This window comes from Amycolatopsis vastitatis (assembly GCF_002234595.1).
GTDB lineage: Bacteria > Actinomycetota > Actinomycetes > Mycobacteriales > Pseudonocardiaceae > Amycolatopsis > Amycolatopsis vastitatis.
This window is the reverse complement of sequence record NZ_NMUL01000030.1, coordinates 147812-161009: the sequence shown is the minus strand read 5'-3', so window position 1 is coordinate 161009 and position 13198 is coordinate 147812. Positions and strand designations below refer to the sequence as shown.

Sequence of the window (13198 nt, the reverse complement as noted above, 5' to 3'; positions counted from 1 at the left end):
AGACCCACGATGGCTGATCAGCTGCCCTACAAGATGATCGACTTCGACACCCATTCCTACGAGACCGAGGACTGCTTCACCCGGTTCATGCCGGAGGCCAAGAAGGACAGCGCGATCCAGACGGTCCGGCTGGCCTCGGGCAAGAAGGTGCTGCTCGCCAACCACAAGATCGTCAACGCCCTGGAGAACGACTTGGACAAGGCGTACGTGCCGGGTTCGCTGGCCGAGATGCTCCGGCAGCGGTCGCTGGGTGTGGAGTCCGATTCCGAGCGCTTCTTCGAGGACATCAAGGACGAGTACCTCCGGCACGACGCCCGGCTGGCCAAGATGGACGAGCAGCAGATCGAACGCGCGCTGATGTACCCGGGCGGCTGGGCGCTGATGGCGGAGGCGTACCTGGACGGGATTGACCCGCTGTACGACAACCTGCACTCGTTCAACCGCTGGATCGACGAGGACTGGGGCTTCAACTACAAGGACCGGATCTACGCGCCCGCGATGCTGTCCCTACGCGACCTCGACCGGGCCGTGGCGGAGCTGGACACCGTGCTCGACGCCGGCGCCCGGTTCATCCTGCTGCCCGCGGGACCGGCGTACGGCCGCTCCCCCGGCGACCCGTACTTCGACCCGATCTGGTCGCGGGTCAACGAGGCGAAGGCGCGCGTCGCGTTCCACATCTCCGAGTTCCACTACCAGTCCAATGTGGCGTCCCAGTGGGGCTGGGGGCTGGTGCCGCCGTTCCAGTTCTCGGCCTGGCAGTGGCAGAACACCTACGGCGAGCGACCGATCACCGACACGCTGTCGGCGCTGATCTTCGACAACCTCTTCGGCCGGTTCCCGGACATCCAGGTCGTGGTCAGCGAGTTCGGCGCCGAGTGGGTCCCGCACTTCCTGAAGCACATGGACAAGAGCCGCGGCATGGGCCGCAACGGCGTGTGGCTCGGCGGCCAGCTGCCCGAGCGCCCGAGCCGGATCTTCCACAAGCACGTCAAGGTCGTGCCGTACCCGGAGGACGACATCGTGGGCTTGGTCGACCGGCTGGGCACCGCCGACTCGCTCGTGATGGGCTCGGACTGGCCGCACGCCGAAGGGCTGGCCGAGCCGGCCGACTTCTACGACCGGATGAGCGGCCTCGGCGACGAGAACCGCCGGAAGTTCCTGCGCGACAACGCCCTCTCGGTCCTGGAGGACTGACCACGACGGCCACCTCGCCGCCCATCCCCCGGCGAGGTGGCCCCCGAGCAGCCCGGCCGCCGCGTCCCCCCATCGATGAAGCGCGGCGGCCGGGTACCCAGCGCGGACTGTCAGGGAATGAAGCGCACCTCCGGGAAGAGCGGGGACGGCCGGTCCAGCAGGTGACCGCGGTGCCGCAGGTGCAGGTCGAAGAACGCGGCCGGATAGGCCCGCTGGACGGCGATGGCCCGGGCCGGGACCACGGCACCGATCTGCTGCTCGACCTGCTCCGGACTCCACCCCAGCAGGCTGGCGGCCTGCGGGATCAGCGTCACGTAGTCGCTGTAGGTCAGGTGCTTCGCGCCCTGCATGCCGATGTCGAGCCGCCAGCCGCGCAGGTGTTCCCAGAAGGTCTGCAGCTCCGGAATGGCCGCACGGGACGCTCTGGCGTCGACGAGCATGTACGGGCGGTCGAGACCGGCGTCGGTCACCGGGCCGAAGACCGGGCCGTCGAGGCTCAGGCCGGCTTTGATCCGGCCGTCGGCGTACATCGTGGACGCCGTGGTGGGGCCGCCCGCGGAGTACCCGAACATCCCCACGCTTCCCAGGTCCATCGCATCGGTCAAGCCGTCCGGCAGCGCACTGCCGGACGGGTTGCCGCCGGCATTCAGGACCGCCAGCTTGTCCAGGACGAACCGGATGTCCGCCACCCGGGCCTCTCGGATGGCGGCGGCGTTCTCCGGGCTGTACGGCGCCGAACCCGCGACCCGGCCATCGGGGAACTCGGTCAGCGAGTCGCCGGTGTGGTCGACGGTGACGACGAAGTACCCGCGGCTGGCCAGCTCCTCCACCACGATCGTGCTGTCCGAACGGGACCCGCCGTTGCCGTGCGAGTACACCACGACCGGAAGCCTGCTCCCGCAGTGACGCACGGGTGCACCGGTGTATCCGTGCGTCACCGGCACTTTCACGGCGTCGGGCTGGAGTCCGTTGTCCCGGACGAACTGAGCCGCGGCGGCCGGCGGCAGCCAGGGTGCCCGCCGCAGCCCCGCCGTCGACCGCGCCGGATACCACAGGCTGATCATCAGCTCCCGTGGCGCGCCCGAGGGATCCCACGGGTCGTGCCGGGCCGGATCGACGAGATGCAGCGGCACGGTCCCGACGGAATACGGCCCGGTCGGCCCCGGCAGGGTCAGCTGCACCGGAGGCGGCGATGGCGACGGTGCGGGCGGCGCGGCCATCGCCCCGGCCACGACAGCGACGAGAAGAAACGATTTCATGGCAGGCAACACTGCCGGGAACGCCCGGGCGGGTCGCCTCCCCACGGACGGAAATCCGACCGTGTCCTCTTCCCCCGGGCATAGGCCGCGAGGATGACGTGCTCCGTCATCGGCGCGGCTACGCTTCACCGCATGCACCCTCCGCTGCTCAGGCGGCTACGACCCGGCCACTGGGTCGCCGGGGACTGTGTGGTCGCCGCCGGATACGGCCTGATCGCGTTGTTCGGCGCGTACTCCGGCCTGCGCCTGAGCCCAGCCGGACTGCTGGCCGTCCTCGCGGAGCCGAGTTGGGCCGGTGTCGTGCTGACCTCCCTGGCCATCGCGCTGCGCCGCCGGTATCCGGTGCCCGCGGCTGCCGCACTCGTGATCGCCGCCGCGATGCCGCCACCGGTGTGGCTGAGCCTGTTCTCGTGGTCCTACGTCCTGTACACCGTCGCCACCACGTGCCGGCTCCCCATCGCCCTGGCCGCGTTGAGCGCCGCACTGACCACGATGGTCCTCTCGTACGGCGAGATGTCCGCACCACTGGCCGTGGCGATCGTCTGGACCGTCGGCTACGCCGTCGGGCGCCACCGCGCGCATGAGTCCCGCGCCAGGCAAGCCGAAGTCGTCGAGGAACGCCTGCGCATAGCCAGGGAACTGCACGACGTGGTCGCCCACAGCATCAGCGTGATCACCGTCCAGGCCGGCTACGGCACTCTCGTGCTGGACGACCAGCCCGAAAAAGCCCGGGAAGCGCTCGCCGCGATCGAGGTCACGGGCCGGGAGACGCTCACCGAGATGCGACGGCTGCTCGGTGTGCTGCGGGGCGGCGACCGGCCGTCACTCACGCCCGCACCCGGGCTCGCGGTGCTCGACCGGCTGCTCGAGCAGGCCGCTGTCGAGGTCGAACTGTCCGTCAGCGGCACCCCACGGCCACTGGCACCGGGGGTCGACCTGGCCGCTTACCGGATCGTGCAGGAAGCGCTCACCAACGTGGTCAAGCACGCCGGCACCTCGACGTGCCGGCTCCGGATCCACTACGGCGACGACGACGTCAGCGTCGAGATCACCGACCACGGCCGGGCTGGGCCCGCGGGAACCGGGCACGGCATCACCGGCATGCGCGAGCGAGCCGGGCTGTACGGCGGCGAGTTCAGCGCGAAACCGTTGCCGGAAGGCGGTTTCCGGGTCACGGCCCGGCTGGTGGAGTCCGCGTGAGCATCCGGGTCCTCGTCGTCGACGACCAGCAGCTCGTCCGGGTAGGACTGTGCGGGATCGTCGACTCCGCCGAGGATCTCACCGTGGTCGGGGCCGCGGCGACCGGTGTGGACGCGGTCGGCCTCACTCGCCGCCACCGGCCGGACGTGGTGCTGATGGACATCCGCATGCCCGGGATGGACGGCCTGCACGCCACCGGCCTGATCACCGCCGAAACGACGTCGAGGATCCTCATCCTCACCACGTTCGACCTGGACGAGTACGTCTACACGGCGTTGAGGGCGGGCGCCAGCGGCTTCCTGCTCAAGGACACACCCCCACGGGACCTGCTGAGCGCGATCCGGGTCGTGGCCGGCGGCGACGCCTTGCTCGCACCCAGCGTCACCCGTCGCCTCATCGACGACTTCGCCGCGCGCCCCCACCGCCGGGAAACCGCCGACCTGCGCGGGATCACCGGCCGCGAACGGCAGGTCCTCACCCTCGTCGCCGAAGGACTGGCCAACGCCGAGATCGCCCGGGCCCTCTCGATCGGCCCCGGCACCGTGAAGACCCACATCCGGAGCCTGCTCGCCAAACTGAACGCCCGCGACCGCGTCCACCTCGTGATCATCGCCTACCGGGCCGGCTTGGCCACCAGGTCGTGACCACGGCGGCTTCACATCCCCAGTGACCGGCCGATCAGGTCCTTCATGATCTCGGTGGTCCCGCCGTAGAGCCGCTGCACCCGGGCGTCGCGCCACAGCCGGGCGATCTCGTACTCGTTGACGTAGCCGTACCCGCCGTGCAGCTGGAGGCAGCGGTCGAGGATCTCCCACTGCGTCTCCGTGGTCCACCACTTCGCCCCGGCGGCCTCCTCGGCGGTCAGCTCCCCCGCGTTGACGGCGAGGACGCACTGGTCGAGGTAGGTCCGCATCACGTCGATCTTGGTGCGCATCTCCGCCAGCGCGTGGCGGTTCACCTGGAACTTCCCGATCGGCTGGCCGAACGCTTCCCGGTCGCCGGCGTAGGCGAGAGTGATCTCGTAGGCCCGCTGCGCGCTGGCGACGGCGTGCACGGCGATGCCGAGCCGTTCCTTCGGCAGGTTCCGCATCAGGTGGTAGAAGCCCCGGTTCTCCTCGCCGATGAGGTTGTCCACCGGCACCCGCACGTCGGTGAAGATCAGCTCGGCGGTGTCGGCCGAGCGCTGGCCGATCTTGTCCAGCTTGCGTCCCCGGGAGAAGCCGGGCGTGCCGGCCTCCACGGCGATCAGGCTGATGCCGCGGTGCCCGGCCGCCGGATCGGTCTTGCACGCGACCATGACCAGGTCGGCCAGGAGCCCGTTGGAGATGAACGTCTTGGTCCCGTTGATCACGTATTCATCGCCCTCGCGCCGGGCCGTGGTGCGCAGGCCGCGGACGTCGGAGCCGGCTCCGGGCTCGGACATCGCGATCGCGGTGATGATCTCGCCCGAGCAGAACCCGGGCAGCCACCGCCGCCGCTGCTCCGGCGTCGTCAGCTCGATCAGGTACGGCGCCATGATGTCGTTCTGCAGGCCGAGCCCGATCCCCACCGAGCCGCTGGCCCAGTACTCCTCGGTGAGGACGGCGTTGAACCGGAAGTCGCTGACGCCGGAGCCGCCGAACTCCTCGGGCACCTCCCAGCCGAGCAGGCCCTGTTCGCCAGCCTTCAGCCACGCCTCCCGGCTCACGTGGCCGGCCGCCTCCCACTCGTCGACGAAGGGGACGCACTCCTTCTCGAAGTACGTCCGGCAGGTTCGGCGGAACAGCTCGTGCTCTTCCGCGAAGATCATCCGGCGCATCGGCCGACTCCTCGTCCCGGCCTGGCCGGCCGTCGTGTGCGGGTCACCAAGAATAAGTAGTTAACTAATTGAACTATAGTGCCCGCTGTCAAGGTCCACGGGCACCGGGTGATCCTCTGCTCTACCCTGGACGCCGGGCTCGACGAGGGAGAGGTGTGTGGATCAGTCGTCGGAACGTGACCGGCTCGTGGACGCCGCCTACCGCACCCTCGTGTCCACCGGCGGCGCGAGCCTGTCGGTGAACGACGTTCTGCAGGCCGCCGAGCTGTCGACGCGCGCGTTCTACCGGCACTTCGCCTCCAAGGACGAGCTGCTGCTCGCCCTCTTCCGGCAGGACTCCGACCAGGTGGCCGCCCGGCTCCGCCGCGCCGCGGCCGCCGACTCGCCCGCCGCCGCCCTGCGCGCGTTCGTGCAGGCCATGCTGCGGATCACCGCCGATCCGCGCCGACGGCAGCGCGTGCTGGTGATGTCGTCCGAGGAGATCGCCCGCGCCAAGGGCTTCACCGCCGAGCGCCAGCGCTACCACGCGCTCGTGCAGGGCGAGCTCGTCGCCCTCCTGGAGCGAGGACGAGCCGACGGCACGTTCCCCCTGGCCCAGCCGTCCTCGGACGCCGGCTGGATCCGCGCCGCGATCCAGCACGCCTTCGACGAGCAGATCTCCGGATCCGGCGCCGTCACTCCGAACGAGACGGCCGAGCTGCTGACCGGCTTCGCGCTGCGTGCCCTTGGGGCGCGCGACGCGGAGACTGCCGGCGGCTGACGCGGCCGAAGCCGTCACATCCCGGGTGTTGACAGCCTGGCTTCCAAGGACTCTACTGAAAACGTCATTTTCACTCGACCGGCACGCCGGGCAGGAAGAAGGATTTCCGATGGAGAAGATCTGGGCGAACTCCGGCGACTCGCACTTCCTCGAGCCCGAGGAGCTCTGGCGGGAGAACCTGCCGGCGCGGCTGGCCGAGCTCGTCCCGCGGGCCGAGCGCGACCCCGACGGCGAGTGGGAGACCGTCCACATCGACGGCATGTCGTTCCGCCGCAAGCTGCCCACCGGGCGCAACAAGGAGTTCCTCGAGGCGACGCACCGGGCGCCGGGCGCACGCGACCTCGCCAAGCGGATGGTCGATCTGGACAACGAGGGCATCTGGGCGGAGCTGGTCTTCCCGTCGCTGGGCATGTGGAGCTCGTCGTTCCGCACCCCGGAAGTCCTGCGCGAGGCGCTCAAGGTCAGCAACGACTGGGCCTGGGACGCCATCGAGGACTTCTCGCCCCGGCTGGTCGCCACGGCGCAGGTGTCCACCTTGGACATCGACGACGCGGTGACCGAGCTCGAACGCGTCGCCGAGATGGGCTACCGCGCCGTCTACCTCCCGGTCGCCCCGCACCCGCTGCAGAAGGACTACAACCAGGACGCCTGGGAACCCTTCTGGACGGCGGCGGAACGGGCGAACCTCGTCCTCGCTTTCCACATCGGCACCGATCCCATCGACCTGTCCAAGGGCGGCGCGTCCGGCGTGGTCTACCGCGGGCCCGGCGGCGCGGTGCTGAACTACACCGAGACGACGTTCGGCGGTCAGCGTGCCGTGATGAAGCTCGTCGCCTCCGGCGCCTTGGACCGCCACCCGGACCTGCGGGTGCTGGTGTCCGAGGGCGGGGCCACCTGGGTGCCGTTCGTCGCGGACCGGATGGAGGAGGGCTACCGCCAGCACGCGATGGCCGTCCGGCCCAAGCTCAAGCGGTCCCCGAAGGAAATCATCTACTCGCAGGTGTACGCCTCCTTCCAGCACGACGAGTCGGCGATCGCCGCGTGCACCGCGATGGGCTACCGGAACGTCCTGTGGGGCAGCGACTACCCCCACATGGAAGGCACCTACGGGCACACGCAGGAGACGTTGCACCACCTGTTCGACGACGTGGCCCCGGAGGTCCGGCACCGCATCACCGTCGGTGCCTTCACCGAGCTGTTCCCCGGCGTGCCGCCGCTGCCGGCCGCGGCCTGAGGCGCAAGGGAGCGCCGCGAGATGAGTGACGACAACGTCCTGTACGACTCCCCGACCGAGTTCCTGCACGAGGTGGCCGAGAAGTCGGGCCATTGCGTGGCCCAGTCCGTGATCCCGCTGGAGGACGGCTCCTACGTGTGCGCGTGCTCCTGCGATCGGTGGGAAGTGGTCGCGCCCAGCCGCCAGGAGGGGTTGCGGCTGGCCCGCGCGCACACCGGCTCGGCCCCGTGACCGGCACGTCCGCGTGGACGGACCGGCCCGCGCACGCCGCGTTGCTCGAGCTGACCGGCGAGATCCTCGACCTGGAGCACCTCGAGGTGGACCTGTTCCGCGGGCGGAGCCCGCGCCGGTCCACGCTGCGGGTGTTCGGCGGCCAGGTCGCCGGGCAGGCCCTGGTGGCCGCCGGACGCACCGTCGTCGGGAACCGGCCGGTGCACAGCCTGCACGGCTACTTCGTGCGGCCGGGCCGGCCCGCGAGCCCGATCGTCTACCGGGTCGGCCGGATCCGGGACGGCCGGTCGTTCACCACCCGCCGGGTGGACGCGCTGCAGAACGGCGAGACGATCTTCACGATGTCGGCGAGCTTCCACGCCGACGAGCCGGGGCTGACCCACCAGGACACCATGCCGGCCGCGCCGCCGCCGGAGTCGCTACCGACGTCGCAGGAGGCGTTCCTGCGCGCGGGGCGGGACACCCCGCCCAACATGCTGCCGTTCGACCTGCGCCGAGCGGGCGCCTGGCAAGCCGGCCCGGAACCGGAACGCAGCACGCAGGTCTGGCTGCGGGCGGCCGACGTCGTCGGTGACGATCCCCTGCTGCACGCCTGCCTGCTGACCTACGCCAGCGACCTGACGCTGCTCAGCGGCGTCACCTCCGCCCACCGGCTGGAGCCCTTCGGCGAGCACGACAGCCAGGTCGCCATGGCGAGCCTGGATCACGCGGTCTGGTTCCACCGGCCGTTCCGGGTGGACGACTGGCTGCTGTTCGACCAGGACTCCCCGACCGCCGGCGGCGGCCGCGGACTGGCCCGCGGCCGCTTCTTCGACCGCGACGGCCGGCACGTGGCCAGCGCGGTCCAGGAAGGCCTGGTCCGCGTCCGTCCACGGTAGACCGCTTCCGGTTGCCACTCCTCTGCTATATAGTTAGATAAATTGACTCTTTAGTTGAGGGCGGCCTTCGAGTGCAAGACGGTTCGGGTGCGACGGCGCAGCTCGCCGAATGGGTGCACGGCATGCAGACGGCGACTGTGGACGTCGCCGTCGCTCATCAGGTCAGACGGCTGGTGCTGGACTGCCTGGGCGCCGCGGTCGCCGGTTCGACGACGGAAGTGGCCGGGGCCGTCCGCGACCTCGTGGCCGGGATGTATCCCGGCGACCACGCCACGGTGATCGGCGGCGGCCGGGCGTCGGCCGCCGGTGCGGCGCTGGCCAACGGCACCGCCGCGCACGCCCTCGACATCGACGACGGCTACACCCCCGGCTCGGTGCACCCGAGCGCGCCGGCCGTGCCCGCCGTCCTGGCGGCGGCGCAGCACACCGGCGCCACCGCCGAAACGGTGCTGCGCGCGGTCGCCGCGGCCGTGGAGGTGACCTGCCGGGTCGCCCGGTGCGCCCACCCGGCGACGCGCGAGGCGGGGTTCCACAACACCGCACTGGCCGGGGTCCTCGGCGCCGCGGCGGGCGTGTCGGTGGTGCTCGGCCTCGACCGCGCGGAAGTCGCCTCGGCGCTGGGCGTCGCGGGCTCGCACTCCGGCGGCCTGTTCGAGTTCCTGGGCAGCGGAGCCGAGGTCAAGCGGCTGCACGCCGGGAAGGCGGCCCGGGACGGCCTGCTGTCCGCCCACTTCGCCCGGCTCGGCGTCACCGGCCCGGCCACCGTGCTGGAAGGCACCAACGGCTACTTCCGCGCGTTCGCCGGCGGCGCGTGGCGCCCGGCCGACCTGCTCGACGGACTCGGCGAGCAGTGGGCGTTGCGGGACACCTACGTCAAGGTCCACGCCTGCTGCCGCCACCTGCACGGCCCGATCGACGCGCTGCTGGACCTGCGCGCCGAGCACGACCTCGGCGGCGTGACGGCGGTGCGCGTCGAGACCTACTCGGTCGCGGCGGCCCACGCGCACACGAACTTCGAGAGTCACCTCGACGCGCAGATGAGCCTGCCCTACGCCGTGGCGGTGACCCTACTCGACGGACAGGCCGGCCTGGCGCAGTTCGATGCGGCACACCGCGCCTCCCCCGCCGTGGCCGAGCTCGCCGGGCTGGTCGAGGTCGTGGCCGAGGCCGATTTGGACGCCCGCTACCCGGCCGAGCGCCCGGCCCGCGTCACGGTCCACCGCGCCGGACGGCCCCCGCTGTGCCGGGAGGTCGGCCAGCCCCGGGGCGAGCCGAGCCGGCCCCTGGACGACGACGAACTCACCGCCAAGTTCCGGCTGCTCGCCGATCCCGTCCTCGGGCCGGACCGCGCGGCGCGGACGGCCGCGGCCGTGTGGGCGTTCGACGACGTCGCCGACGTCCTGTCCGAGCTTTCGGACGAGCAGGAAGGGAAGTCCCGATGACGACCAGCACCGAGGACCGGACGGCGTTCGCCGAGTCTGTCCGGGCGTTCGCCCGCGACCGGCTGGCCGACGGCGCCCTCGAACGAGCACACGCCCCCGGCTACCCGTGGGAGGTCGCGGAACTGCTCGCGCAGCAAGGCTTGCTGGGGCTCACCGTGCCAGAGGAGGACGGCGGCCAGGGCGCCACCCTGCTCGACGCGGTGCTCGCGATCCAGGAGATCGGTCTCGTGTGCCCGAAGAGCGCCGACGTCGTCCAGGCGGGCAACTTCGGCGCGCTCAGGACCTTCGCCGAGTACGCGACCGACGACCAGAAGACGCGGTTCCTGCCCGGTTTCCTCGCCGGGAAGTCGCTGCTCGGGCTGGCGATGAGCGAACCCGAGGCGGGCTCGGCGGTCACCGACCTGGCCACGACCGCCGAGCGGGACGGCGATTCCTACGTCGTCGACGGCACCAAGATCTGGTCGACCCACAGCGTCGAGGCGAACGTGTTCCTCGTCTACGTCCGCTTCGGCCCTGGGGTCGGCGGCATCGGTTCCGTCCTGGTCGAACGCGGTACCCCCGGCCTGGAGATCGGCAAGCCGTCGGAGTACATGAGCGGCGAGCAATGGGCGCCGCTGTACTTCGACGGCTGCCGCATCCCAGCGGAGAACGTGCTGCTCGGGCCGGGTGGCTTCAAGAAGCAGATCAGCGGGTTCAACGTCGAGCGCCTCGGCAACGCGGCCCGCTCGCTCACCCTCGGCAGGCTGGCGTTCACCATCGCCCGCGATCACGTCCTCCAGCGCGAGCAGTTCGGCCGCACCCTCGCGGACTTCCAGGGCATCCAGTGGAAGTTCGCCGACATGGCGGTGGCCCTCGACGGCGCGCAGCTGCTCCTGGACCGGGCCGCGGCCAACGCCGCACAGGGGTTGCCGTCGGCCTACGAGACCTCGGTCGCCAAGCTGGCCGCCAACCAGGCCGGGTTCCAGGCCGCCGACCAGGCCCTGCAGGTGATGGGGGCGATGGGCTACAGCACCGAGACGCTGGTCGAGTACTGCTTCCGGCGCACGCGGGGCTGGATGATCGCCGGCGGCTCCCTCGAAGTCCTGCGCAACCGGATCGCCGAGGACGTGCTGGGCCGCCGGTTCAGCCAGCGGGCCCCGAAGTGACGGCCGACCTCGCCGCCGCCCTGTTCACGCCGCGCAGCGTGGCACTGGTCGGCGCGTCCGCGGACCCGGCCAAGGCGTCCTCGCGGCCGTTGCGCTTCCTGCGGCGCAGCGGGTTCGCCGGCGCCGTCTACCCGGTCAACCGCCGGGCCGGCACCATCGACGGCGAGCAGGCGTTCGCGTCGCTCGACGCCCTGCCCGAGGTGCCCGACCACGCGTTCCTCATGACGCCGACGGCGGCCACCGTCGAGGCCGTCCGCCAGTGCGGGCGGCTGGGCGTGCCGGTGGTGACCGTCCTGTCCGGCGGGTTCGCCGAGGCCGGACCGGAGGGCGCCGCCCGGCAGCGGGAACTCGCCGCCGTGGCCGCGGAATCCGGGATCCGCGTCGTCGGGCCGAGCAGCCTCGGCCTGGTCAACACCCGCACCGGGCTGACGCTCACCGCCAACGCGGCCTTCGCCGAGCCGGACCTCCCGCGCGGCGGGATCTTCGTCGCCTCGCACTCCGGCAGCCTCATCGGCGCGCTGCTGTCCCGCGGTGCCGCGTGCGGCGCGGCCTTCTCCCACCTGGTGTCCGTCGGCAGCGAGGTGGACCTCGGGATCGGCGAGATCTGCGGCGCGGCGGTGGCCGATCCGGACGTCACCGGCTTCCTGCTGTTCCTGGAAAACCTGCGGCACGCCGACCGCCTGCGCGCCTTCGCCCGCGAAGCGGCCGCGCTCGGGAAACCGGTGCTGGCCTACAAACTCGGCCGCTCCCGTGCCGCGGCGGAGCTGGCGGTTTCGCACACGGGTTCGCTCGCGGGCGAGGACGACGTGGCCGCGGCCTTCCTCGCCGACTGCGGAATCGCCCGCGCGCACACCCTCGACGGCCTGCTGGAAGGACTCCCGCTGCTCGCCAGGACACCGGTGCGCACCGGGACGACCCCGCGGGTCGGCGTGGTCACGACCACCGGGGGCGGCGCCGCGATGGTCGTCGACCAGCTGGGCGTGCTCGGCGTGGAAGTGGCCGGGCCGACCCCGGCCACCCTGGCCCGGCTCGCCGAGGCGGGCGCACCGGCCGCGCCCGGGGCGATCGTCGACCTGACGCTGGCCGGTACCCGCTACGCCGTGATGGCCGCGGCGCTGGACGTCCTGCACGCCAGCGGCGAGTTCGACCTCGTCGTCGCGGTGGTCGGGTCGTCGGCCCGGTTCGAACCCGAAGTCGCGGTCCGCCCGATCGTCGACCGCGCCGACCGCGGCGGGCTGGCGGCGTTCCTGGTTCCGCACGCGCCGGAGGCGCTGGCCATGCTCGCCGACGCCGGGGTGCCCGCGTTCCGCACCCCGGAATCGTGCGCCGACGCGGTCGCCGCGGCGCTCGGCCGCCGTCCCCCGCGCGCGGTGCCGCCCGCTCCACCCGCCGAGCCCGGACCGACGCGTCCGCTCGACGAGGCCGCGTCCTACGCGGTGCTGGCCGAGCTGGGTGTCGTCGCCGCACCACATCGGGTGGTGCCCGTCGACGACGTCGAAACGACCGGGCTGCAGTTCCCGGTCGCGGTCAAGGCACTCTCCCCCGCGCTCGGGCACAAGAGTGACGTCGGCGGCGTGGTGCTGGGGGTGGAGACACCAGCGGGAGTCGGTGAAGCAGCCCGCGAGATCCGGGCCGCGGTGGCCGGACGCGGAGGCGTCGAGATCTCCGAAGTGCTCGTGCAGTCGATGGCGAACGGGCTCGGCGAGGTGCTCGTCGGGTACCGCGTCGACCCGGCCGTGGGGCCGTTGGTGCTGGTCGCCGCCGGCGGCGTGCTCACCGAGGTCTACGCCGACCGCAGCCTCCGGCCGGCGCCGGTCGACCTCGACACCGTGCGCCGGATGCTCGCCGAGGTGAAGGGCATCGCATCGCTGCGGGGCCACCGTGGAGCGCAGCCCGGCGACCTCGACGCGCTGGCCCGGCTGGTCGTGGCCGTGTCGGAGCTGGCCGGTCGCGCCGACGTCGCCGAGGCCGAGATCAATCCCGTGCTCGTGCGCCCGGCGGGCGAAGGCGTGGTCGCCCTCGACGCCGTCGTGCGGCTGTTCGAACGTCCCTGAGGA

Annotated in this window: 12 protein-coding genes; 10 read left to right on the top strand and 2 right to left on the bottom strand. The window is 71.9% G+C overall.

The genetic code is table 11. From position 1 onward, the window contains the following. The first annotated feature begins 9 nt into the window (after positions 1 to 9). Entirely contained in the window at positions 10 to 1194 is a 1185-nt protein-coding gene (locus CF165_RS27555) for an amidohydrolase family protein (RefSeq protein WP_093950474.1), read from the top strand. Positions 1195 to 1304: 110 nt separating this feature from the next. On the opposite strand, the gene CF165_RS27550 is transcribed toward CF165_RS27555, so the two are convergent. Further along, the gene (locus tag CF165_RS27550; RefSeq protein WP_240521823.1) at positions 1305 to 2453 is read right to left on the bottom strand and encodes an alpha/beta hydrolase family protein; all 1149 of its coding nucleotides are present in this window, start codon (positions 2451 to 2453) and stop codon (positions 1305 to 1307) included. Between the two features lie 132 nt (positions 2454 to 2585). Between CF165_RS27550 and CF165_RS27545 the strand changes: the two genes are divergently transcribed. Together CF165_RS27545 and CF165_RS27540 are read left to right on the top strand one after the other, a co-directional pair. Next, positions 2586 to 3653, top strand: coding sequence for a sensor histidine kinase (locus tag CF165_RS27545; protein ID WP_093950472.1), 1068 nt, complete (start codon positions 2586 to 2588; stop codon positions 3651 to 3653). Continuing rightward, complete coding sequence (locus tag CF165_RS27540) at positions 3650 to 4297, top strand: response regulator (protein ID WP_093950471.1); 648 nt, start codon at positions 3650 to 3652, stop codon at positions 4295 to 4297. The genes CF165_RS27545 and CF165_RS27540 overlap by 4 nt, the downstream gene beginning before the upstream one ends. A gap of 11 nt (positions 4298 to 4308) precedes the next feature. Here the strand turns inward: CF165_RS27540 and CF165_RS27535 are convergent, their stop codons facing one another. Beyond that, positions 4309 to 5451, bottom strand: a complete 1143-nt coding sequence (locus CF165_RS27535) for an acyl-CoA dehydrogenase family protein (protein WP_093950470.1) — start codon at positions 5449 to 5451, stop codon at positions 4309 to 4311. A 157-nt stretch (positions 5452 to 5608) separates the two neighbouring features. On the opposite strand from CF165_RS27535, the gene CF165_RS27530 reads away from it, so the two are divergent. From CF165_RS27530 to CF165_RS27500, 7 genes are all read left to right on the top strand, one after another. Then, entirely contained in the window at positions 5609 to 6211 is a 603-nt protein-coding gene (locus CF165_RS27530) for a TetR/AcrR family transcriptional regulator (protein ID WP_093950469.1), read from the top strand. A gap of 109 nt (positions 6212 to 6320) precedes the next feature. Further along, positions 6321 to 7445 carry an amidohydrolase family protein gene (locus tag CF165_RS27525; protein ID WP_093950468.1) on the top strand — a complete coding sequence of 375 codons (1125 nt, stop codon included), beginning with the start codon at positions 6321 to 6323 and terminating at the stop codon, positions 7443 to 7445. 21 nt (positions 7446 to 7466) lie between these two features. Then, positions 7467 to 7676, top strand: coding sequence for a hypothetical protein (locus tag CF165_RS27520; protein WP_093950467.1), 210 nt, complete (start codon positions 7467 to 7469; stop codon positions 7674 to 7676). Next, positions 7673 to 8554 (top strand): acyl-CoA thioesterase, encoded by an 882-nt coding sequence (locus CF165_RS27515; RefSeq protein ID WP_093950466.1) that lies wholly within the window; start codon positions 7673 to 7675, stop codon positions 8552 to 8554. Before CF165_RS27520 ends, CF165_RS27515 begins: the two co-directional genes overlap by 4 nt. 71 nt (positions 8555 to 8625) lie before the next feature. Beyond that, on the top strand, positions 8626 to 9996 hold the full coding sequence (locus CF165_RS27510) for an MmgE/PrpD family protein (RefSeq protein ID WP_093950465.1): 1371 nt from the start codon (positions 8626 to 8628) through the stop codon (positions 9994 to 9996). After that, a complete protein-coding gene (locus CF165_RS27505; RefSeq protein ID WP_093950464.1) occupies positions 9993 to 11141 on the top strand; it encodes an acyl-CoA dehydrogenase family protein in 1149 nt (382 codons plus the stop codon). The genes CF165_RS27510 and CF165_RS27505 overlap by 4 nt, the downstream gene beginning before the upstream one ends. Beyond that, on the top strand, positions 11138 to 13195 hold the full coding sequence (locus CF165_RS27500) for an acetate--CoA ligase family protein (protein ID WP_093950463.1): 2058 nt from the start codon (positions 11138 to 11140) through the stop codon (positions 13193 to 13195). The genes CF165_RS27505 and CF165_RS27500 overlap by 4 nt, the downstream gene beginning before the upstream one ends. Positions 13196 to 13198: the final 3 nt, after the last annotated feature.

Coding starts and splice junctions, on each gene's coding strand:
- CF165_RS27555 (WP_093950474.1), top strand. CDS start 10: ATGGCTGATCAGCTGCCCTACAAGATGATCGACTTCGACACCCATTCC.
- CF165_RS27550 (WP_240521823.1), bottom strand. CDS start 2,453: ATGAAATCGTTTCTTCTCGTCGCTGTCGTGGCCGGGGCGATGGCCGCG.
- CF165_RS27545 (WP_093950472.1), top strand. CDS start 2,586: ATGCACCCTCCGCTGCTCAGGCGGCTACGACCCGGCCACTGGGTCGCC.
- CF165_RS27535 (WP_093950470.1), bottom strand. CDS start 5,451: ATGCGCCGGATGATCTTCGCGGAAGAGCACGAGCTGTTCCGCCGAACC.
- CF165_RS27525 (WP_093950468.1), top strand. CDS start 6,321: ATGGAGAAGATCTGGGCGAACTCCGGCGACTCGCACTTCCTCGAGCCC.
- CF165_RS27520 (WP_093950467.1), top strand. CDS start 7,467: ATGAGTGACGACAACGTCCTGTACGACTCCCCGACCGAGTTCCTGCAC.
- CF165_RS27505 (WP_093950464.1), top strand. CDS start 9,993: ATGACGACCAGCACCGAGGACCGGACGGCGTTCGCCGAGTCTGTCCGG.